Here is a 21,928-nt window from a genome sequence, read left to right on the forward strand (position 1 = left end):
AGCACGAAAATGCAGCAAAGACCAAGCGTTGGCCGCACCGAAACAGGTTACAAGGGGAAGTCTTGGTCATGTCCAACCGGCTGAAAGTCACGCCGAACGATCTCAGCGCATTCTGGATGCCGTTCACGGCAAACCGCCAGTTCAAGCAGGCGCCACGCATGTTCGTGTCCGCCAAGGACATGCATTACACAACCAGCGACGGCCGCAAGGTGCTCGACGGCACCGCCGGTCTGTGGTGCGTCAATGCCGGCCATTGCCGGCCGAAGATCACCGAGGCGATCCAGCACCAGGCGGCCGAACTCGACTATGCGCCGGCCTTCCAGATGGGCCACCCGATCGTCTTCGAACTGGCGAACCGGCTCGTCGACATCGCGCCGAAGGGCATGGACCATGTCTTCTTCACCAATTCCGGCTCGGAATCGGTCGACACCGCGCTGAAGATGGCGATCGCCTATCACCGCGCCAAAGGCGAGGGCGCGCGCACCCGCCTGATCGGCCGCGAACGCGGCTATCACGGCGTCAATTTCGGCGGCATCTCGGTCGGCGGCATCGTTAGCAACCGCAAGATGTTCGGCACGCTGCTCGGCGGCGTCGACCACATGCCACACACGCATCTTCCGGAAAAGAATGCCTTCTCCAGGGGCGTGCCGGAGCACGGCGCGGAACTGGCGAACGAGCTGGAGCGCATCGTCGCGTTGCATGATGCCTCGACCATCGCCGCCGTCATCGTCGAGCCGGTGGCTGGTTCGACCGGCGTCATCCTGCCGCCGAAGGGCTATCTCCAGAAGCTGCGAGAGATCTGCACCAAACACGGCATCCTGCTGATCTTCGACGAGGTCATCACTGGCTTCGGCCGCCTCGGTACGCCGTTCGCCGCCGACTATTTCGGCGTCACGCCCGATATCATGACGACGGCCAAGGGCGTCTCCAACGGCGTCATCCCAATGGGCGCGGTGTTCGTCAAGAAGGAAATCCACGACGCCTTCATGACCGGCCCCGAGCACATGATCGAGTTCTTCCACGGCTACACCTATTCGGGCAACCCGATCGCCTGCGCGGCGGCACTCGGCACGCTCGACACTTACAAGGAAGAGGGGCTTTTGACCCGTGGCGAGGACCTGGCGCCCTATTGGGAAGACGCGCTGCATTCGCTCAAGGGCGAACCGAATGTCATCGATATCAGAAACATCGGCCTGATCGGCGCGATTGAATTGGCCCCGATCGCCGGACAGCCGACGAAGCGGGCCTTCTCGGCCTTCGTCAAGGCATTCGAGCGCGGCGCGCTGATCCGCACCACCGGCGACATCATCGCATTGTCGCCGCCGCTGATCATCACCAAGGGCCAGATCAACGAATTGATCGACCATGTGCGGGATGTGCTGAGGTCGATAGACTAAACTTGCTTTGTCCGGTCGGGCGGCGTCGGGAACCGCCGCCCGACCGGGCAATGAAATGAGAGGACTTTGAATGGCCGCCCCCGGCGAGAATCTGCGAGTGAATTCAGACCGTTTGTGGGATTCCATCATGGAGATGGCGAAGATTGGGCCCGGCATTGCCGGCGGCAACAATCGCCAGACCGTGACCGACGAGGACGGCGAGGGCCGGCATCTGTTCAAGCGCTGGTGCGAGGCCGCCGGGCTCGAAATGGGCCTCGACGAGATGGGCACGATGTTTGCCCGCCGCGAAGGCACCGACCCAAGCCTGCCGCCAGTCTATGTCGGCAGCCATCTCGACACCCAGCCGACCGGCGGCAAGTATGACGGCGTGCTCGGCGTGCTCGGTGGGCTCGAAGTCGTGCGCTCGCTCAACGATCTTGGCATCAAGACCAGGCATCCGATCGTCGTCACCAACTGGACCAACGAAGAAGGCGCGCGCTTCGCGCCGGCGATGATGGCGTCTGGCGTGTTCGCCGGCGTGCTCGACCAGGCCGACGTCTACGAACATGTCGACAAGGATGGCAAGAAGTTCGGCGAGGAGCTCGAACGCATCGGCTGGAAAGGCTCCGAGAAGGTCGGGGCGCGCCAAATCCACGCCTTCTTCGAATTGCATATCGAGCAGGGACCGATCCTCGAGGACGAGGGTATCGACATCGGCGTCGTCACCCATGGCCAGGGACTGAAATGGCTGCAGGTGACGCTGACCGGCAAGGAAGCGCATACCGGCTCGACGCCGATGCCGAAACGCCGCAATGCCGGGCTCGGCATGGCCAGGGTGATCGAACTGGTGCACGAGGTGGCCATGGACTATCAGCCCGACGCCGTCGGTGCGGTCGGCCACATGCAGGTCTATCCGAACTCGCGCAACATCATTGCCGGGCGTACCGTCTTCACCATCGACATCCGCTCGCCGGAAAAAGAGGTTCTCGATACGATGGACGCGCGCATCCGTGAGGGCATCGACACGATCTGCGATGCGCTCGACATCAAATATCAAATCGAACAGGTCGGGCATTTCGACCCGGTCACCTTCGACAAGAACTGCGTCAAGGCGATCCGCGATGCCGCCGACCGGCTGGGCTACACGCACCGCAACATCGTCTCCGGCGCCGGCCACGACGCCTGCTGGATCAACCGCGTTGCGCCGACGGCAATGGTGATGTGCCCTTGCGTCGATGGTCTCAGCCACAACGAAGCCGAGGAAATCTCCAAGGAATGGGCAGCGGCCGGCGCCGACGTGCTGTTCCATGCGGTTGTGGAGACGGCTGTCATCGTGGAGTGAGGTCAGAAATCTAGAATTCAACGCTGCTCACCAAGAAGCGCGAAGAGAACAGGGGAACAAAAATGACCAAAGTCATCAAGAACGGCACCATCGTCACCGCCGACCGCACCTGGAAGGCCGATGTGTTGTTCAGCCACGGCAAGATCGTCGCCATCGGCTCTGACCTGCATGGCGACCATGAGTTCGACGCCACCGGCTGCTACGTCATGCCTGGCGGCGTCGATCCGCACACGCATCTCGAAATGCCGTTCATGGGCACCTATTCGGCTGACGATTTCGAATCCGGCACCCGGGCGGCCTTGTCCGGCGGTACGACGATGGTGGTCGATTTCTGCCTGCCGTCGCCGAAGCAGTCGCTGCTCGAAGCCTTGCAGATGTGGGACAACAAGACGTCGAAGGCGTCCTGCGATTATTCCTTCCATATGGCCATCACCTGGTGGGGCAAGCAGGTGTTCGACGAGATGGCGACCATCGTCGACAAGGGCATCACCTCGTTCAAGCATTTCATGGCCTACAAGGGCGCGCTGATGGTCGACGACGACGAGATGTATGCGTCGTTCCAGCGCTGCGCCGATCTCGGCGCGCTGCCGCTGGTGCATGCCGAGAATGGCGACGTGGTCGCGGCCCTGTCGCAGAAGCTGCTTGCCGCCGGCAACAACGGGCCGGAGGGGCACGCCTATTCGCGCCCGCCGGAGGTGGAAGGCGAGGCGACCAACCGCGCCATCATGATCGCCGACATGGCCGGCGTGCCGCTCTATGTCGTGCACGTCTCCTGCGAGCAGGCGCATGAGGCCATCCGCCGCGCGCGGCAGAAGGGCATGCGCGTGTTCGGCGAGCCGTTGATCCAGCACCTGACGCTCGATGAGAGCGAATATTTCAACAAGGACTGGGACCATGCCGCGCGCCGTGTGATGAGCCCGCCCTTCCGCAACAAGCTGCACCAGGATTCGCTGTGGGCGGGCCTGCAGGCCGGATCGCTGCAAGTGGTGGCGACCGACCATTGCGCCTTCACCACCAAGCAGAAGCGCAACGGCGTCGGCGATTTCACAAAGATTCCGAACGGCACCGGCGGCCTCGAAGACCGCTTGCCGATGCTGTGGACCACAGGCGTCAACACCGGACGGCTGACGAAGAACGAGTTCGTCGCGGTGACCTCGACCAACATCGCCAAGATCCTCAACATGTATCCGAAGAAGGGCGCCATAGTCGAAGGCGCGGATGCCGACATCGTCGTCTGGGACCCGAAGCGCAAGAAGAAGATCACCTCGAAGAAGCAGCAGTCGGTGATCGACTACAATGTCTTCGAAGGTTTCGAGGTGACCGGCCTGCCGCGCTTCGTCTTCTCGCGCGGCGAATTGTCGATCGAGGAAGCCGAGGTCAAGGCAAAGCCCGGGCATGGCGAATTCGTCGCCCGCGAGCCGAATGCGGCGGTCAACCGGGCACTGTCGACGTGGAAGGAAATTTCCGCGCCGCGCAAGGTGGAACGCACTGGCATTCCGGCGACCGGGGTCTGACCATGCGCATTGTTCATCTCGCCATGGCGGCCGCGTTCCTGCTGGCCGCCGGCCAGGCTTCGGCCGCTGCGATCGACCTGTCCAAGCCCTATGGCAACAAGTCCGGCTGCATCAACAAGAATGGTCAGGAAGTCTATGCCGAGGACATGCTGCTCCTGAGCGACGAGGCATTCGTTACCGCGGCCAGCGCCTGCACCTTCACCGAAAAGAAGGCACAGGCCGATGGGTCACTGGTGGTCAAATCCATGTGCGCGGCGGAGGGCGAGGAAGGTCAGTCGCCGATACAATTCACCATCAAGCGCAGCCCCAAGAATGCCAAGAAGCTGGTGATCGCCGATGAGGACGGCACCGTTTACGGGGAAGTGTCCCGGTGCCGATGACGGCCAGCGTCTCTCGTTCGATGATCTCAAGCGACCAGCGCATCCAGTTCCGGCAACAGGATGACGCTTTCCTGTTCGTTGGGGTCGGTGCGGGCGATGACCGCCGAAGCCGGACTGCCGCTCAGATTGGCCGGCAAATGCGGGACGCCGGCGGGGATGTAGAAGAGGTCGCCGGCCTTGACCAGGATCTGCTGCTCGAGCTTATCGCCGTACCAGGTGTGGACTTCGCCGGAGAGCACGTAGATCGCCGTTTCATGGCTTTCATGCAGATGCGCCTTGGCGCGGGCGCCGGGCGGCATGGTGAGAAGATGCATGCAGATGCCCGAGGAGCCGACGGTCTCAGCGGCGATGCCGGCGAAGTAGCTCAGCCCCTGCTTGCCTTCATAAGAGCTTTCCGGGCGGATAAGATGACAAGTGGGTTTAGGCGACATCGGGGAAACTCCGGGCGTCGATCTGATGGGACAGGACGAGTGGAAAACAACGCAATCACAAAATCAACCGGATTCCAGCCAGCGCAGCAGCGATGCGGCGAGGCAGGTTGCAGCCTATGACAGGGAATTCGCCAGCCGTCGTTTCGGCAAGCAAACTCGGCCTCACCTTCCAGACCAATGACGGCCCGGTGCAGGCGCTGTCCAACGTCGATCTCACCATCGGCAAGGGTGAATTCGTCTCCTTCATCGGGCCATCCGGCTGCGGCAAGACGACCTTGCTGCGCGTCATCGCCGATCTGGAGAAGCCGACCGCCGGAACCATCTCTGTCAACGGCATGACGCCGGAGCAGGCGCGCGAAAGCCGAGCCTACGGCTATGTCTTCCAGGCGGCGGCGCTGTTCCCGTGGCGCACGATCGAGCGCAATGTGGGGTTGCCGCTGGAGATCATCGGCCTCTCCAGGGCGGAGCAGGCCGAGCGCATCAAGCGCACGCTGGAATTGGTCAACCTCTCCGGCTTCGAGAAGAAATATCCCTGGCAGCTATCCGGCGGCATGCAGCAGCGCGCCTCGATCGCGCGCGCGCTCGCCTTCGACGCCGATCTCCTGTTGATGGATGAGCCGTTCGGCGCGCTGGACGAGATCGTGCGCGACCATCTCAACGAACAGCTGCTGGAACTGTGGGAGCGGACCAACAAGACGATCTGCTTCGTCACCCACTCCATTCCCGAGGCGGTGTACCTCTCAACGCGCATCGTCGTCATGTCGCCGCGCCCGGGTCGTGTCAGCGACATCATCGAATCGACACTGCCGAAGAAGCGGCCGCTCGACATCCGCGAAACGCCGGAGTTTCTGGCGATCGCGGCCCGCGTGCGCGACGGGCTGCGGGCAGGGCACAGCTATGATGATTGAGGGGGCGTCAACCGCGCGGGGAGCGCTCAATGGATAGCTTCCGCGACAAGATCGTCCCGGTGACCTCGATCCTCTTGGGCGTGGTCGTCGTCTGGTACGTCATGGCCGTCGTCCTCAACACGCCGTTCCAGCGCGATCTCGACCGCCGCGCCAACGAAGCGCCCGGCGTCGTCGAATTCCTCGGCAAGACGCTGTCGCAGCCGAAGCCGACGCTGCCGGCGCCGCACCAGGTGGCGACGAACTTCTTCGAAAACACGTTTCTGCGCAGCGTCACCTCCAACCGCAGCCTCGTCTACAATGCCTGGGTGACGCTGTCCTCGACGTTGCTCGGCTTCGCCTTCGGCACCGCGCTCGGCATCGTCATTGCCGTCGGCATCGTGCATGTGGCGACGCTCGAGCGCAGCCTGATGCCATGGATCATCGCTTCGCAGACGATCCCGATCCTGGCGGTGGCGCCGATGATCATCGTCGTGCTGGCGGCGATCGGCATCACCGGTCTGATTCCGAAGGCACTGATCTCGACCTATCTGTCGTTCTTCCCCGTCGCGGTCGGCATGGTCAAGGGACTGCGCTCGCCCGAGATCATGCATCTCGATTTGATGCATACCTACAATGCCAGCCGCGCGCAGACCTTCTGGAAGCTGCGCGTGCCGGCTTCCGTGCCGTTCCTGTTCACCTCGATGAAGGTGGCGGTGGCGGCGAGCCTGGTCGGCGCCATCGTCGGCGAATTGCCGACGGGTGCGGTCGCCGGCATCGGCGCCAAGCTACTCGCCGGCGCCTATTACAGCCAGACCATCGACATCTGGTCGGCGCTGGTCGCCGGCTCTGTGGTGGCCGCGCTTCTAGTCATGGTGGTCGGCATCGCCGGACGTCTCGTCGACCGCGCCATGGGCGGGAGGCCGGCATGAACTGGCTGAAACCCTCCTGGCAAGCGGTGCTGGCGGTCGCGCTGTGCCTGATCGCGGTCGGGCTCGGGGCGATGTCGAAGCCGGAAGCGGCGGCGTTGGCGCAACCCGAGGCGTCCTTCCCCTACCCCTACCTTGTGACGAAGGGGCTGATGTTCGGCCTGCTTGTGATTGCAGCTTTGGTCTCGATGACCAGGCTGCCGGCCATCGTTGAAGCTCTGGTGCTGTTCGTCGGCGCGCATCTTACCGCCTGGCTGTTGATCACGGGCATAAACGGGTTCGAAGGCACGGCACTGGCGCCGTATTTCCTGGTGCTCGCCGCTGCGTGGCTTCTGGGATGGCGCTGCGTGGCGGTGCTGTCTTCCCTGCGCCCCGTCGCGAATTGGGCCAGGACCGCCCTTCGCCTGATCATCCCGGCGATCTTCGGCGCCTGGATCCTGATCCTCTGGGAAGCGATCACACGTGGCGCCGGCATTCCCTTCATCCTGTTGCCGCCGCCAAGTGCCATCGGTGCACGCATTGCCAGCTCGCTGCCGGTGCTTGGGGCGGATGTCAGGCAAACCATCTTCAAGGCGGTGATCTTCGGTTATGTCGTCGGCAGCGGCGCCGGCTTCCTCGCGGCCATCGCCGCCGACCGCGTGCCCTTCCTGCGGCGTGGCCTGCTGCCGATCGGCAACATGGTCTCGGCGCTGCCGATCATCGGCGTCGCCCCCATCATGGTGATGTGGTTCGGTTTCGACTGGCAGTCCAAGGCGGCGGTCGTCATCATCATGACCTTCTTCCCGATGCTGGTGAACACTGTCGCCGGGCTTGCCGCTTCCGGCCACATGGAACGCGACCTGATGCGCACTTATGCGTCGGGCTACTGGCAGACACTGTTCAAGCTGCGGCTGCCGGCCGCAGCACCCTTCATCTTCAACGCGCTGAAGATCAATTCGACGCTGGCGCTGATCGGCGCCATCGTCGCCGAGTTCTTCGGCACGCCTGTCGTCGGCATGGGATTCCGCATTTCGACCGAGGTCGGGCGGATGAACATCGATATGGTCTGGGCTGAAATCGCAGTTGCAGCACTTGCGGGTTCGGTCTTTTATGGCGTGGTCGCTCTTTTCGAGAGAGCCGTCACGTTTTGGCATCCCTCTGTCCGTGGTGGATAGGGGCGGTGGGTTTAAGGGCACTAACTTCAGAGGGTAAAAACATGAAAAGACTGATTATTCCCGTTCTGGCCGGCGCGATGTCGCTGGCCGCTTTCCAGGCGATGGCCGCCGACAAGGTGACGCTGCAACTGAAATGGGTCACGCAGGCCCAGTTCGCCGGCTACTATGTCGCCAAGGCCAAGGGCTTCTACGAGGCCGAAGGCCTCGACGTCGATATCAAGCCCGGCGGCCCCGATATTGCGCCCGAGCAGGTGATCGCCGGCGGTGGCGCCGACGTCATCGTCGACTGGATGGGCGGCGCACTGGCCGCGCGCGAAAAGGGCGTGCCGCTGGTCAACATCGCCCAGCCGTTCAAGAAGGCCGGCATGGAGCTGGTCTGCCCGAAGGACGGCCCGATCAAGACCGAAGCCGACTTCAAGGGCCATACGCTGGGCGTCTGGTTTTTCGGCAACGAGTATCCGTTCTACGCCTGGATGAACAAGCTCGGCCTGAAGACCGAAGGCGGTCCGGACGGCGTCACCGTGCTGAAGCAGAGCTTTGACGTGCAGCCGCTGATCCAGAAGCAGGCCGACTGCATTTCGGTCATGACCTACAACGAATACTGGCAGCTGATCGATGCCGGCTACAAGCCGGACCAGTTGATCGTGTTCAACTACTCGGCCATGGGCAACGACCTGCTTGAAGACGGGCTCTATGCCTCCGAGGACAAGCTCAAGGATCCGGCCTTCGAGGACAAGATGGTGCGGTTCGTGCGCGCCTCTATGAAGGGCTGGAAATACGCCGTCGACAATTCCGACGAGGCGGCCGGCATCGTCATGGACAATGGCGGCCAGGACGAAAACCATCAGAAGCGCATGATGGGCGAGGTTGCCAAGCTGATCGACAATGCCGACGGCAAGCTCGATCCGGCGACCTATGAGCGCACCGCCAAGGCACTGCTGGACCAGAAGATCATCACCAAGGAGCCTAGCGGCGCCTACACGACCGCGATCACCGACAAGGCGATCAAGTAGGTCTGCCTAAGCAAGGATACTGATCTTTAAAGCGGCGCCTCTGGCCAAGTGTCAGAGGCGCCGTTCCTTTATGGTGTTCATGACGAAGCTGGTCTCGATCGAGGCGACGCATTTCAGCCGGGCGATCTTCTCCTTGATGAAGCGCTCGTACTGGTCGAGGCTTCCTGTCACCACCTTCAGCACATAATCGCGCGAACCGGTCACGAGGTGGCATTCCAGCACCTCTTCCCAGCCGCGGATCGCGTCCTCGAACATGACGATCTCGTCCTCGTTCTGGCGGCTGAGCCGGACGGTGGCGATGGCAACCATGGTCCAGCCGAAAGCGGCCGGATCGACCAGCGTGGTGTAGCCTCTGATGACGCCGGTTTCCTCCAGGCGCCGCACACGCCGCAGGCAAGGCGACGGCGACAGACCGATCCGCTCGGCAAGCTCGTTGTTGGTGATGCGAGCGTCGGCTTGCAGCTCACGCAGGATCTTGCGATCGAAATCGTCGGCTATCTTCTGCTGCACTCTGCGTCTCCTGAGGCAATTTCTTGCGAGAGTGCAGTCATGCCGGCCCAAAAATAGCAAGGACTGCACGATCGGGATGGCATAAATTGCCGTGAGACACTCCTCAAAAGGCAGAAAAACCATGACCGCGCCGCGCCCGTCGAAAACCCATATCGGCAACCACAAGCTCCACCCGGAGACGCTGATGCTGAGCTATGGCTTCGATCCGCAGCTTTCGGAGGGTGCCGTCAAGCCGCCGGTGTTCCTCACCTCGACCTTCGTGTTCAAGTCGGCGGAAGAGGGACGCGACTTCTTCGACTACACCTCCGGCCGCAAGGAGCCGCCGAGCGGCACGGCTTCCGGTCTGGTCTATTCGCGTTTCAATCACCCCAACAGCGAGATCGTCGAGGACCGACTTGCGGTCTATGAGGGAACGGAAGCCTGCATCCTGTTCTCGTCCGGCATGTCGGCGATCGCGACGACACTGCTTGCCTACGCCCGCCCAGGCGACGTCATCCTGCATTCGCAGCCGCTTTATGGCGGCACCGAGACGCTTCTGACGCGCACGCTTGCCGGCTTCGGCATCGGCGCTGTCGGTTTTGCGGACGGTGTCGACGAAACGGCGGTGCGGGCCGCTGCCGACGCAGCAGTCGCGAAGGGCCGTGTCTCGGTCATCCTGATCGAAACGCCGTCAAATCCGACCAACAGCCTGGTCGATATCGCGCTGATGCGGAGGATCGCCGACGAGATCGGCGCGGGCCAAGGGTCGGCGCCGATCATCGTGTGCGACAACACGCTGCTCGGCCCGGTGTTCCAGCGGCCGATCGAACATGGCGCCGATGTTTCCGTCTATTCGCTGACCAAATATGTCGGCGGCCATTCCGACCTGATCGCGGGTGCCGCTATGGGCGGCAAGGCGGTCACCAAGCCGATCAAGGCGCTGCGCGGGGCGATCGGCACGCAGCTCGACCCGCATTCCTGCTGGATGCTCGGCCGCTCGCTGGAGACGCTGTCGATCCGCATGGAGCGGGCCAACGACAATGCGCGCCTGGTCGCCGAATTCCTGCGCGACCATGCCAAGGTCGAGAAGGTGCATTATCTGCCGTTCCTGGGCGAGGACACGCTTGCAGGCCGCGCCTATCGGGTGCAATGCAGCGGCGCCGGCTCGACATTCTCCTTCGATATCAGAGGCGGCCAGAAGGCGGCTTTCGCCTTTCTGAACGGCCTGCAGATCTTCAAGCTGGCGGTAAGCCTCGGCGGAACGGAATCGCTGGCCAGCCATCCGGCGGCCATGACCCATTCGGGTATTCCCTTCGACGTGCGCCAGCGCATCGGCGTGCTTGAGACCACGGTCAGGCTCTCCATCGGCGTCGAACACCCCGACGACCTGATTGCCGACCTGACGCAGGCGCTGGCGACCGTCTGATTCTTGCCTTCACGAAGACTCAGAAAGGGGCGGGCGACCGCCCTTTTTGATGCGATGTCACATCGGCGTTACCCTGGGAAACATCCGTTCGCCAAACCGTTATGCCGGTGCATCCAGTTCAAGGATGATACTGCCCAACGGAGATTTTTTCATGCGCATCCAGTCCCTCGTGCCGACATTGTCGGCGCTCGCCGTTTCGACGGCTTTCCTGTTCGTCTCGCCGGCCACGGCCGAGACGGTGAAGATGAAAGCGACGCTCGACGGCGGCCAGCAGAACCCGGCGGTGACCACGAAGGGCAAGGGCACGGCGACGCTGACGTTCGACACGACCAGCAAGAAGCTCAGTTGGAACGTGAAATATTCCGGTCTCAGCGGCGCGGCGACGATGGCGCACATCCATGGTCCGGCCGCAATGGGCGAGAACGCGGGCGTGGCGATCCCGTTCAAGGGCAAGCTGAAGAGCCCGATCAAGGGGTCGGCCGTCCTGACCGACGCGCAGGCTGCTGATCTGATGGCCGGCAAGGACTACATCAACGTCCACACCGCCGCCAACAAGGACGGCGAGATCCGCGGGCAGATCGAGAAAGCGGCGGCAGCGATGTAGTTCTGTCGGCAGAACGGGGCGGGCGACCGCCCCTTTCTGCTGCCTAAGTCTTGTCGCGGATCTGCGTCATCGTGCGGGTCGGGGTGATCGCCTCGGGATCGAGCCTGATCTCGACGATCGCCGGCTTGCCGCTGGCGCGGGCGCGCTCGAAGGCCGGGGCGAAATCGGCGGTCTTCTCGACCGTTTCGCCATGGCCGCCATAGGCGCGGGCCAGCGCGGCGAAGTCTGGATTCTTGAGATCGGTGGCGACGACGCGGCCCGGATACTCGCGCTCCTGATGCATGCGGATGGTGCCGTAGATGCCGTTGTTGACCACGACCACGACGATCGGCAGGTCGTATTGCACGGCGGTGGCGAATTCCTGCCCGTTCATCAGGAAGCAGCCGTCGCCGGCAAAGGCGACCACGGTGCGGTCCGGATAAAGATCCTTGGCGGCGACCGCAGCAGGGGTGCCGTAGCCCATCGAGCCGGAGGTCGGAGCCGCCTGCGTGGCAAAGCGGCGGGAACGGTGGAAGCGGTGCACCCAGGTGGCGTAGTTGCCGGCGCCGTTGGTGAGGATGGCGTCGTCTGGCAGGACCTTTTCCAGATAATTCATGATCGGCCCCATCTGGACCGAGCCGGGGCCGCTTTCCGGCGGCGTCGACCAATCGAGATAAGCGGCATGCAGCTTCGGCGTCTCGTCTGCCCATGCCGGCGTGGCCGTGGGCTTGTGTTTGGCGAAGGCCTCGACGAAGGCCGAAGGCGAGGCGTTGATCGCAAGCGCCGGCCGGTAGACGCGACCAAGCTCGCCGGCATCGGCGTGGACATGGACCAGCGTCTGGTCAGGGTAGGGGCTTTTCAGCAGCGTGTAGTCGGAGGAGGGCATTTCGCCCATGCGCCCGCCGATCAGAAGTACGAGGTCGGCCTGCTTGATCGCCGTCGCCAGCTTCGGGTTGATGCCAATGCCGACGTCACCGGCATAGTTGGGGTGCAGATGGTCGAACAGCATCTGGCGGCGGAAGGAGCAGCCGACCGGCAGCGACCAGGCTTCGGCGATTGCTCGCATCCGCGCCACCGCATCGGCATCCCAGCGCGTGCCGCCAAGGATGACGAAGGGCCGCTTGGCCTTGCCAAGAAGTTTCTCCAGCGCGTCGAGTTCGGCTTCACCGGGGCGGGTTTCAACTGGTGTGTGCGGCAAGGCCGCGGGCGCCTCTACAAGGCTGGTCAGCATGTCCTCTGGCAGCGAGATGACGACCGGGCCGGGTCGGCCGGAGGTTGCCACCGCAAAGGCGCGGGTGACGAATTCGGGGATGCGCGCGGCGGCGTCGATCTCGACCACCCATTTGGCGATATCGCCGAAGAAGCGCTTGTAGTCGACTTCCTGGAAAGCCTCGCGCTCCTTGGCGTGGCTGGCGACCTGGCCGATGAACAGGATGACGGGAACCGAATCCTGCATGGCAATGTGGATGCCGGCCGAGGCGTTGGTGGCGCCGGGGCCGCGGGTGACGAAGCAGATACCGGGCTTGCCGGTCAGGCGGCCGTGGCAGTCGGCCATCATCGCGGCACCGCCTTCCTGGCGGCAGACGATGGTGCGGATCGGCGAATCGTGCAGGGCGTCGAGCACCGCCAGATAGGATTCGCCCGGCACGCAATAGATGCGATCGGTGGCATTGGCTTCGAGCGCGTCGACGATCAGTTGTCCGCCTGTCTTCATTGTCCCGACTTCTCCAGTTCGGCAAGGATCTCTTCGGTGTGTTCGCCTAGGCGCGGCGAGGGGCGCTCATAGACCAGCGGCGTGCCGGACATGACCATCGGCGCCCGCACCGAGGGCAGAAGATTGCCATGACCATCGTCCAGGTCGAGGCGCATGCCGCGTGCGATCGTCTGCGGATCGGCAAACATCTGACCGATGGTGTTGATCGGGCTGGCCGGTACGCTTGCGGCTTCCAGCTTCGCCAGAAGCGGATCGCGATCGATATCCTTCAGCGTCTCGATCATGCGCTCACGCAGTTTCGCTCGGTTGGCGACGCGGGCGGGGTTGGTGGCGAAATCGATATTGGCAGGCAAATCGTCGAGGCCGACGGCGGCACAGAATTTTTGGAACTGGCCGTCATTGCCGACCGCCAGGATGATGTGGCCATCCCTGACCGGCACCACCTCGTAGGGCGCGATGTTCATATGCGCATTGCCCATCTGCACCGGCGATTTGCCGGACACCAGATAGTTGAGGTTCTGGTTGCCGAGCGCCGAGATCTGGCTGTCGAACAGCGCCATGTCGATATGCTGGCCCTCGCCGGTTTTTTCGGCGTGTCGGAGCGCTGCCTGGATGGCGATCACCGAATAAAGTCCGGTGAAGAGATCCGAGATGGCGACGCCGGCCTTCTGCGGCTCGCGGCCCGCTTCGCCGGTGATCGACATCATGCCGGCCATGGCCTGGATGATGAAGTCGTAGCCGGCGCGCGGCGCGTAAGGTCCGTCCTGGCCGAAGCCGGTGATCGAGCAATAGACGAGGCGGGGATTGATCTTCTTCAGGCTATCATAGTCGAGCCCGTATTTCCTGAGGCCGCCGAGCTTGAAGTTCTCGATCATCACGTCCGCGGTCGCGACCAGCCGGCGCACGGTCTCGGCGCCTTCGGGCGTGGAGAAGTCGACGGCGATGGAGCGTTTGCCGCGATTGCAGGAATGGTAGTAGGCGGCCGACAGGTTCTCGCCGTCATGGCTCATGACGAAGGGTGGCCCCCATTTGCGGGTGTCGTCGCCACCTTCCGGGCTCTCGACCTTGATGACGTCGGCGCCGAGATCGGCCAGCAATTGCCCGGCCCACGGCCCGGCAAGGATGCGGGCGAGTTCAATAACGCGGATGCCTTTCAGGGGAGGCTCAGTCATGGATCACCAGAATTGGTCGGAACCGCAGCCTCTATCAACCCCCAACGCCGCTGTCACGATCCTTGCGCTGGGCCAAGCCTTCATCGCTTCAGGACAGTTTCGGCCCAGGCGGCGAAATCGTTCATGATGGTGTCACGATTGACCTCGTTCAGGCTTTCGTGGCGGGTCTCGGCGTAAACCTTTGAAACCAGATTCGAAAGGCCCATCGTGCGCATGCGTTTCGTGAGATGGCCGACCGCCTTGCCGTAGTCGGAAGCGGGGTCCTTTTCACCGCCGACCAGGTTTACGAAGAGATCCCGCCGGACGTTCGCGAAGCTGCTGTCCTTGCCGCCGTGTTGCGTCATGTTGACCACGTCGCGCCACATCGACACGGACGCGTCCCAGCCGCATAGCGGATCTGCGATGTATTTCGCCACTTCGGCTTCGTCGCGCGACAGCCAGTCGAACAGTGTCTTGTGATTGGGCACCGCCTTGCCCCAGGCCTGGAAGGTCAGCCTCGGCAAGATGCGCGACGGCACGTCGGAACCGAGCCGGAACCGTTCCCAGGCCAGGATGGCTAATGCCAGCTGGCCGAGCAGGCCTTGCGAGAAATTGCCGTTCCAGATCGCGGCGGCATGGATACGGGCTGAGTGCGCCAGGACAAAATTGAGCGCCACCGAGGCTCCCATCGAATGGCCGAAGACGATGACCGGCAGGCCTGGTCGCTCCGTAGCGATGAGGTCGTGGATGACGTTGACATCGGCGACGACCTTAGCAACACCATCCCTGTCTGCGAACTGGCCCAGCGGGGCATCGGGCGCCCTGGTTGCGCCGTGGCCGCGATGGTCGTGGGCGTAGACGTGAAAACCGCGCTCGCCGAGGAAATCGGCGAAGCGGGCATAGCGCGCTGCGTGCTCGGCCAATCCATGGTTGATCTGGATGACGGCGCGCGGATGGCCGCCAGCGTGCTTCACATAAAGGTTGAGCTCCGCGCCGGTCGGCGATTTGACCATGCGCTGTTGGCTGAATGGCATTGTCTCTTGGTCCCCCCGCGCTTTCGCGCTCACAAGAGTTTTGTTTGCGCCGGCGCCGGTTTTGCGTCAATCCGGCATGACGATTCCGAGTTGTGAATGTTTCTGATCTTGTGGCGCGCTATCGCAATTCTGACACGGAGACAAAGGCAGTGTGTGGCGCAGTATCTTCCAGCCGGGGCAAGGGTATGCGGACATGTTTTTCTTTCGTTTTGGCTCTCCTGCTCACCTCGGTGGCCGGTGCGGCGCGAGCCGACGTCGCCTTCGTCGCTGACGCCGCCTGTCCGGCGACGCAAGCGATCAAGAGTGGCAAGAACCCCGGCAATGTCTCGACCGAGGCGGGGCAAAGCTACCAGCTGCTTGCCGGCAACAAGGACGCGCCAACGCATTATCTCATCCTGGTGCCGGGCGCCGATCCCGAACGCCGTTGGGTGAAGATCAGCTGCGGCCACGTCACCGGCGGCAGCGCCGCAATCGCGCCTGCACCGGCCGATCAGACCAAGCCGTCGGCGCCGGCCTCTGGGAAACCCGAATATGTCTTCGCGCTAAGCTGGCAGCCGGCCTTCTGCGAAACCAAGTCCAACAAGACCGAATGCCAGGCGCAGGCCCCGGCGGGGTTCGAAGCGACGCATTTCACCCTGCATGGGTTGTGGCCGCAGCCGAACGGCAATTTCTATTGTCAGGTGGCGGCCAGCGACAAGGCCAACGACAATCCGGCTCACTGGCGGGACCTGCCGCCGGTCAACCTCGATCCCAACACGCGGTCGGAGCTTGACCAGGTGATGCCGGGCACCAAGTCCGATCTCGATAGGCATGAATGGATCAAGCACGGTACCTGCTACGGCAAGAGCCAGCAGGAGTATTTTGTCGACGCGCTGAACCTGATGCGCGCGGTGAATGCGTCGCCGGTGCGCGAGCTTTTCACCAAGAATATCGGCAAGCAGGTGACGTCGGACCAGATCCGTCGCGCCTTCGACAGCGCCTTCGGCGCCGGATCAGGCGAACGAGTCCGGGTGTCTTGCCTGGTCGACCCGTCGAGCGGCAGGCGCCTGATCGGCGAGCTGACGCTCGGCCTGACGGGCCCGATCGGCGCGACCAGCTCGCTCGGCGATCTGATGCAGGCTTCGGCGCCGACGACCAAGGCCGGCTGCCCAAAGGGCACCGTCGACCCGATCGGGTTGCAGTAAGCGCGCGGGCTTTCGCCGGCGCTGGCGACAGCGACTGATGCGCTTACGCCGACCGTGTCCAGGCGTCGAGGCTTTCGACTTGAGCGTCGCCCAGCTCGCCGACGACGCGGTCGCGACCGGCCGCTTTGGCCTTGTAGAGACGCTGGTCGGCCAGTGCGAAGACATCGGCGAGGCAGCGGGTCGTCTCGCTGAGGCTGGAGATGCCGACGCTGACGGTAAGGTCGAATTTGCTGGTGCCGGCCGAGGCCTTGACGGCATGCCGGATGCTTTCGCCGAGAAGCCTTGCGACGGCATGCGGCTGCGCGCAAAGGATGGCGAATTCCTCGCCGCCGATGCGGAACACCTTGTGTTCGGCGCCGGCGGCCTCGGTCAGCACGGCGGCGATCGACTTCAGCACCTTGTCGCCCTCGGTATGACCGAAACGGTCGTTGATCGATTTGAAATGGTCGACATCGACGATCAGCAGGCTGAGCGGTTTGGCGGTCGGCAGACTGGCCGCGATGGCAGCTTCGCCGTCGGTTTCGAAGCTGCCGCGATGCAGCAGGCCGGTCAGGCCGTCACGGCCGACATGCTTGACCAGGGCCTCGTAGCGCTCGCGATAGGTCAGCGTGTCGAAGATGTCAGACAGGCCGCGCGGCACGGTGATCGGGCGCGCCTCAAACCATTTGAGATAGGCAATCAGCATCAGGCTGTAGACAAGGGCCGCGCCCATCTTGGCGAACCAGCCGCCGAAGAAGACCGCGATCGGTGCACCGGCGACGAAATGCAGCGCGGTGAAGAAACCCGCCTGGTCGAAGGTCAGCACGCAGGCGACGCAGACCAGAATGCGGGCAAAGGGCGCATTGCGCAGGTAACGGCCGAGCTTTTCGTAGAGCAGGATGATCAGGATGGCGTCGACGAACAGAAGCGACGTGCCCCACACCATCAGCCAGCCCAACTGGTCGATGAAGCCGATGTCGGGAAGCTTGCCGTCGGCAAGCGGTGAAATCGTATGCAGGCGAAGGATCAGCACCAGGCCGATCATCAGCGCGTTGCCGAGCAGCAGGCCATGGATGGGCTGCCGCACCGTAGCCGCGTCTTCCTTGATGTAGAGCAGAAGCAGCATCACCAGCTTGCCGGAAAACAGCACGGCCGAACCCGGTGAAACCATGCCGAAGGGCAGGGCGACGTAAAACACGCTGGCGAGATAGGTCTCGAGGAAGTGCATGACGCCGAGCGCGCAGATGAAGACGCCGAGGCCGATGCGATCCCGCAAGCGGAACAGCGTGACCATGACGCCGAAGTAGAGAACCGCCTCGGCAAGGAGCAGGAAACCGTTCAGCAATCCGTCGATCCGATCTCTCCTCGGAAATCGCGGCTTGCCAGCGATTTCCATTCGACACCGTTTTGACGCGGAATGATTAACCGGTGCTTTCGTGAGGTGGTGCAGTGAACCGAAACGTCGATAATCTGGCGACCTCACCAGCCTGACGAAAGCTTCGGGAATGACCCGAGGCCACCGAAAGCGATTGCCGTTCGGCCCGGCATCGCCTACATAGCGCGCAACCTCCATTCAATCCGACATTTTCGGTCAATTATCAGGGAAAGCGCGCGTGGCACGCCAGTTCATCTATCACATGGCCGGCCTCAACAAGGCCTACGGCACCAAGAAGGTGCTCGAGAACATCCATCTGTCCTTCTATCCCGACGCCAAGATCGGCATTCTCGGCCCCAACGGCGCCGGCAAGTCGACGATCCTCAAGATCATGGCCGGCATCGACAAGGACTGGAACGGCGAGGCGTGGCTGGCCGAGGGAGCTACCGTCGGCTATTTGGCGCAGGAGCCGGCGCTCGACGCGAAGAAGACCGTATTCGAGAACGTCATGGAAGGCGTTGCCGCCAAGACCGCCATCATCGAGCGCTACAACGAATTGATGATGAACTATTCCGACGAGACGGCGGACGAGTCGGCCAAGCTCCAGGACGAGATGGACCGGTTGAACCTGTGGGATCTCGAACAGCAGGTCGAGATGGCGATGGAAGCGCTGGGCTGCCCGCCCAAGGATTCCGAAGTCACCAAGCTGTCGGGCGGTGAGCGCCGCCGCGTCGCGCTCTGCCAGCTGCTGCTGCGCCAGCCCGACCTTCTGCTGCTCGACGAACCGACCAACCATCTCGACGCCGAAACCACGGCGTGGCTGGAAAAGCATCTGCGCGCCTATCCGGGCGCGGTGATGATCATCACCCACGATCGCTACTTCCTCGACAATGTCACCGGCTGGATCCTGGAACTCGACCGCGGCCGCGGCATTCCCTATGAGGGCAACTACACTAAATACCTCGAAGCCAAGGCCAAGCGGCTCAAGCAGGAAGGCCGCGAGGACGATGCCCGCCAGCGCGCCATCGGGCGCGAGCGCGAGTGGATCCAGTCCAGCCCGAAGGCCCGCCAGACCAAGTCCAAGGCGCGTATCAAGGCGTTCGAGGACCTGCTGGTCGCCGCCGACAGCCGCCGTCCGACCGATACGCAGATCGTCATCCCGCATGGCGAGCGCCTCGGCAATGTGGTGATCGAGGTCGCCGATTTGTCGAAGGGCTTTAACGACACGCTCCTGATCGAGGGCCTGGAGTTCAAGCTCCCGCCGGGCGGCATCGTCGGCGTCATCGGTCCGAACGGCGCCGGCAAGACGACGCTGTTCAAGATGATCACGGGCCAGGAAAAGCCGGACGCCGGCACGATCCGCGTCGGCGAGACGGTCAAGCTCGGCTATGTCGACCAGAGCCGCGACGCGCTCGATCCGTCGAAGACTGTGTGGGAAGAGATTTCGGGCGGCGCCGAAGTGGTCAAGCTCGGCAAATACGAAGCCAATACGCGCGCCTACTGCTCGTCGTTCAACTTCCGCGGCCAGGACCAGCAGCAGAAGGTCGGCAACCTCTCCGGCGGTCAGCGCAACCGCGTGCATCTGGCCAAGATGCTGAAGACCGGCGGCAATGTGCTGCTGCTCGACGAGCCGACCAACGACCTCGACACCGAAACGCTGGCCGCGCTCGAAGACGCGCTGGAAAGCTTCGCCGGCTGCGCCGTCATCATCTCCCACGATCGTATGTTCCTCGATCGCCTGGCGACGCACATCCTCGCCTTCGAGGGCGACAGCCATGTCGAATGGTTCGAGGGCAATTTCGAGGATTACGAGCAGGACAAGATCCGGCGCCTCGGACCGGATGCCGTCAACCCGCACCGGATGACGTATAAGAGGCTGACGCGGTAGGATATTTGTCGGGGCGGCGAATTCTCCAGGTGATCTGAGGAGCTGACATGGCTGATTGGTCCGCCGCCCAATATCTGAAATTCGAGGACGAGCGCACGCGGCCCGCGCGCGATCTCGTCCAGCAAGTGCCGGTGGATTTTCCGCGCCAGGTCGTCGATATTGGCTGCGGACCGGGCAATTCGACCGAGCTTCTGGTCGAGCGCTGGCCAGACGCCCAAGTCAGCGGCTTCGACACTTCGCCCGACATGATCGAGAAGGCGAGGGCGCGCCTGCCCGATGTCACCTTCGATCTGGCGGATGCGGCAACATGGCAGCCGGAGAACCCGGTCGACGTGGTCTTCGCCAATGCGGTGTTCCAGTGGCTGCCGGAGCATCCGGCCGTCTTCCAGCGGCTGATGGGTTTCCTGGCGCCGGGCGGCGCGCTTGCCATTCAGATGCCGGACAATCTTGGCGAGGACTCGCATCGCCTGATGCGGGAGACGGCCGCCGAGATGCCGTTTGCCGCAAAGATGGAAGGAGCGGCGCGCGGGCAGCTGCCGCCGGTTTCGTTCTACTATGATCTTCTGTCGCCCCTCTCGGACCGACTCGATATCTGGCACACGATCTACAACCACCCGCTGGCCGACGCTGAAGCGATCGTCGAATGGGTGAAGTCGACGGGCTTGAAGCCGTTCCTAGATCCGCTCGACGCGGACGAGAAGACCATGTTCCTCGACCACTACACCGCAAAGATCGCAGAGGCCTATCCGAGGACGGCGGACGGCAAGGTCCTGCTGCGCTTCCCCCGTATCTTCATCGTCGCCAAGAGAGCCTGACCGCGTGTCGGTCAACTCACCGCGATAGAAACGGGAAATGGCGGTTTAAGCTGGCATAAACCGGCCAAATGCGACAAGGGTTGCACCGGGCCGTCTATGCGCCCACATCAAGCCCGCAACGCCCGCGCATGGGACGGATTGGAAATGCATCGCGTCATCATCAGCGGCATCGGCGTCGAAATCCCTGGACCCAAGATCACCAATGAAGAGCTGGTCGCCAGCTTCAACGCCTGGGTCGACATGGAGAATGCGCGCCGCTCGACCTCGGGGGAGACGCTGCTGCAGAAGTCGGACAGCGACTTCATCGTCCATGCCTCGGGCGTCCAGACCCGGCATGTGATCGAGCGGGAAGGCATCCTCGATCCGACGCGGATGGCGCCGCGCATACCGGCGCGGCCCGACGATGCGCTGTCGCTGCAGGCCGAGTTCGGCGTCGCCTCGGCCAGGAAGGCGCTCGACCATGCCGGGTTGAAGCCGTCCGATATCGACCTGGTGATCTGCTCGGCCTCGCACCACCAGCGGCCCTATCCGGCGATCGCCATCGAAATGCAGCAGGCCCTGGGCACCAAGGGCGCCGGCTTCGATATGGGGCTTGGCTGCTCGTCGGCCGCGGCGGCGCTGCACATCGCGGTCAATCTGGTGCGGGCCGGCGCGCACAAGCGCGTGCTGGTGACGACGCCGGAGATCATCACGGGTCATCTCAACTTCCGCGACCGGCAGACGCATTTCATCTTCGGCGATGCTTCGGTGTCGATGGTCGTCGAGGGGCTCGATCAGGGCGAGAAGCGGCCGGGGCGTTTTCAGGTGCTCGACACCCGCACCTGGACGCAGATGTCGAACAACATCCGCACCAATCTCGGCTACCATACCCGCACCGCCCAGGACGATCCCTATATGATCAACCTGGAAGGCAATCTGATCAAGCAGGTCGGTAACAAGGTGTTCAAGGAAGTCACCGTCGCTGGCCACAAATTCATCGTCGAATTCCTGGCCGAGCACGGGCAGACGCCGCAAGGCATCCGCCGCTTCTGGCTGCATCAGGCCAATGCGCGCATGAACGCCATGATCCTGAAACTCGCCTTCGGCCACGAGGTCGACCATGATCGCGCGCCGATGGTGCTGGAGCGCCTCGGCAATACCGCCGGCGCCGGCGCCATCATCGCGCTATCCGAGAACCACGCCGACATGAAGCCCGGCGACTACGGCCTGCTCTGCGCCTTCGGCGCGGGATATTCGATCGGCGGCGCGCTGCTGCGCATGCTGTGAT

At 63.2% G+C, this 21,928-nt stretch carries 20 protein-coding genes; 14 read left to right on the forward strand and 6 right to left on the reverse strand.

Features of this window, described 5'->3' with window-relative positions:
- Nucleotides 1-68: 68 nt before the first annotated feature.
- The 4 genes from aptA (at nt 69) to DH08_RS19080 (ending at nt 4,612) form a co-directional block, all read left to right on the forward strand.
- Nucleotides 69-1,397: an omega-aminotransferase AptA gene (gene aptA, locus DH08_RS19065; RefSeq protein WP_192180800.1), complete on the forward strand. Its 1,329-nt coding sequence runs from the start codon at nt 69-71 to the stop codon at nt 1,395-1,397.
- A 70-nt stretch (nt 1,398-1,467) separates the two neighbouring features.
- Nucleotides 1,468-2,718: a Zn-dependent hydrolase gene (locus DH08_RS19070; protein WP_192180801.1), complete on the forward strand. Its 1,251-nt coding sequence runs from the start codon at nt 1,468-1,470 to the stop codon at nt 2,716-2,718.
- A gap of 62 nt (nt 2,719-2,780) precedes the next feature.
- Nucleotides 2,781-4,232 carry a dihydropyrimidinase gene (gene hydA / locus DH08_RS19075; protein WP_192180802.1) on the forward strand — a complete coding sequence of 484 codons (1,452 nt, stop codon included), beginning with the start codon at nt 2,781-2,783 and terminating at the stop codon, nt 4,230-4,232.
- A gap of 2 nt (nt 4,233-4,234) precedes the next feature.
- Nucleotides 4,235-4,612 (forward strand): hypothetical protein, encoded by a 378-nt coding sequence (locus DH08_RS19080; protein ID WP_192180803.1) that lies wholly within the window; start codon nt 4,235-4,237, stop codon nt 4,610-4,612.
- Nucleotides 4,613-4,638: 26 nt separating this feature from the next.
- Here the strand turns inward: DH08_RS19080 and DH08_RS19085 are convergent, their stop codons facing one another.
- Nucleotides 4,639-5,043: a cupin domain-containing protein gene (locus DH08_RS19085; RefSeq protein WP_192180804.1), complete on the reverse strand. Its 405-nt coding sequence runs from the start codon at nt 5,041-5,043 to the stop codon at nt 4,639-4,641.
- Between the two features lie 116 nt (nt 5,044-5,159).
- Here DH08_RS19085 and DH08_RS19090 point away from each other — a divergent pair, with 116 nt between their 5' ends.
- Genes DH08_RS19090 through DH08_RS19105 form a run of 4 tightly spaced genes read left to right on the forward strand, consistent with a single transcriptional unit; the run spans nt 5,160 to nt 9,023 of the window.
- On the forward strand, nt 5,160-5,951 hold the full coding sequence (locus tag DH08_RS19090) for an ABC transporter ATP-binding protein (protein ID WP_192180805.1): 792 nt from the start codon (nt 5,160-5,162) through the stop codon (nt 5,949-5,951).
- A 29-nt stretch (nt 5,952-5,980) separates the two neighbouring features.
- Nucleotides 5,981-6,859 carry an ABC transporter permease gene (locus DH08_RS19095; RefSeq protein WP_192180806.1) on the forward strand — a complete coding sequence of 293 codons (879 nt, stop codon included), beginning with the start codon at nt 5,981-5,983 and terminating at the stop codon, nt 6,857-6,859.
- The gene (locus tag DH08_RS19100) at nt 6,856-8,010 is read left to right on the forward strand and encodes an ABC transporter permease (RefSeq protein WP_192180807.1); all 1,155 of its coding nucleotides are present in this window, start codon (nt 6,856-6,858) and stop codon (nt 8,008-8,010) included. Before DH08_RS19095 ends, DH08_RS19100 begins: the two co-directional genes overlap by 4 nt.
- 41 nt (nt 8,011-8,051) lie before the next feature.
- The gene (locus DH08_RS19105) at nt 8,052-9,023 is read left to right on the forward strand and encodes an ABC transporter substrate-binding protein (RefSeq protein ID WP_192180808.1); all 972 of its coding nucleotides are present in this window, start codon (nt 8,052-8,054) and stop codon (nt 9,021-9,023) included.
- A gap of 51 nt (nt 9,024-9,074) precedes the next feature.
- Here the strand turns inward: DH08_RS19105 and DH08_RS19110 are convergent, their stop codons facing one another.
- A complete protein-coding gene (locus DH08_RS19110; RefSeq protein ID WP_192180809.1) occupies nt 9,075-9,533 on the reverse strand; it encodes a winged helix-turn-helix transcriptional regulator in 459 nt (152 codons plus the stop codon).
- A 121-nt stretch (nt 9,534-9,654) separates the two neighbouring features.
- Here DH08_RS19110 and DH08_RS19115 point away from each other — a divergent pair, with 121 nt between their 5' ends.
- Both DH08_RS19115 and DH08_RS19120 read left to right on the forward strand, forming a co-directional pair.
- Nucleotides 9,655-10,938, forward strand: a complete 1,284-nt coding sequence (locus DH08_RS19115) for a cystathionine gamma-synthase family protein (RefSeq protein WP_192180810.1) — start codon at nt 9,655-9,657, stop codon at nt 10,936-10,938.
- 151 nt (nt 10,939-11,089) lie between these two features.
- Nucleotides 11,090-11,542: a CHRD domain-containing protein gene (locus tag DH08_RS19120; protein ID WP_192180811.1), complete on the forward strand. Its 453-nt coding sequence runs from the start codon at nt 11,090-11,092 to the stop codon at nt 11,540-11,542.
- A 43-nt stretch (nt 11,543-11,585) separates the two neighbouring features.
- Here the strand turns inward: DH08_RS19120 and DH08_RS19125 are convergent, their stop codons facing one another.
- From DH08_RS19125 to DH08_RS19135, 3 genes are all read right to left on the reverse strand, one after another.
- Nucleotides 11,586-13,235, reverse strand: coding sequence for a thiamine pyrophosphate-binding protein (locus tag DH08_RS19125; protein WP_192180812.1), 1,650 nt, complete (start codon nt 13,233-13,235; stop codon nt 11,586-11,588).
- Entirely contained in the window at nt 13,232-14,407 is a 1,176-nt protein-coding gene (locus tag DH08_RS19130) for a CaiB/BaiF CoA transferase family protein (protein ID WP_192180813.1), read from the reverse strand. Before DH08_RS19130 ends, DH08_RS19125 begins: the two co-directional genes overlap by 4 nt.
- A gap of 80 nt (nt 14,408-14,487) precedes the next feature.
- The gene (locus tag DH08_RS19135; RefSeq protein ID WP_192180814.1) at nt 14,488-15,420 is read right to left on the reverse strand and encodes an alpha/beta fold hydrolase; all 933 of its coding nucleotides are present in this window, start codon (nt 15,418-15,420) and stop codon (nt 14,488-14,490) included.
- A gap of 185 nt (nt 15,421-15,605) precedes the next feature.
- On the opposite strand from DH08_RS19135, the gene DH08_RS19140 reads away from it, so the two are divergent.
- On the forward strand, nt 15,606-16,604 hold the full coding sequence (locus tag DH08_RS19140) for a ribonuclease T2 family protein (RefSeq protein WP_192180815.1): 999 nt from the start codon (nt 15,606-15,608) through the stop codon (nt 16,602-16,604).
- A gap of 43 nt (nt 16,605-16,647) precedes the next feature.
- Here the strand turns inward: DH08_RS19140 and DH08_RS19145 are convergent, their stop codons facing one another.
- Nucleotides 16,648-17,928 (reverse strand): GGDEF domain-containing protein, encoded by a 1,281-nt coding sequence (locus tag DH08_RS19145; protein ID WP_192180816.1) that lies wholly within the window; start codon nt 17,926-17,928, stop codon nt 16,648-16,650.
- Between the two features lie 268 nt (nt 17,929-18,196).
- On the opposite strand from DH08_RS19145, the gene ettA reads away from it, so the two are divergent.
- The 3 genes from ettA (at nt 18,197) to DH08_RS19160 (ending at nt 21,927) form a co-directional block, all read left to right on the forward strand.
- On the forward strand, nt 18,197-19,846 hold the full coding sequence (ettA, locus tag DH08_RS19150) for an energy-dependent translational throttle protein EttA (RefSeq protein ID WP_192180817.1): 1,650 nt from the start codon (nt 18,197-18,199) through the stop codon (nt 19,844-19,846).
- Nucleotides 19,847-19,893: 47 nt separating this feature from the next.
- Nucleotides 19,894-20,661: a trans-aconitate 2-methyltransferase gene (tam, locus tag DH08_RS19155; RefSeq protein WP_192180818.1), complete on the forward strand. Its 768-nt coding sequence runs from the start codon at nt 19,894-19,896 to the stop codon at nt 20,659-20,661.
- Nucleotides 20,662-20,805: 144 nt separating this feature from the next.
- Nucleotides 20,806-21,927 carry a beta-ketoacyl-ACP synthase III gene (locus tag DH08_RS19160; protein ID WP_192180819.1) on the forward strand — a complete coding sequence of 374 codons (1,122 nt, stop codon included), beginning with the start codon at nt 20,806-20,808 and terminating at the stop codon, nt 21,925-21,927.
- Nucleotide 21,928: the final 1 nt, after the last annotated feature.

Origin of the sequence: Mesorhizobium amorphae, assembly GCF_014843845.1 — a bacterium.
GTDB classification, from domain to species: domain Bacteria; phylum Pseudomonadota; class Alphaproteobacteria; order Rhizobiales; family Rhizobiaceae; genus Mesorhizobium; species Mesorhizobium amorphae_A.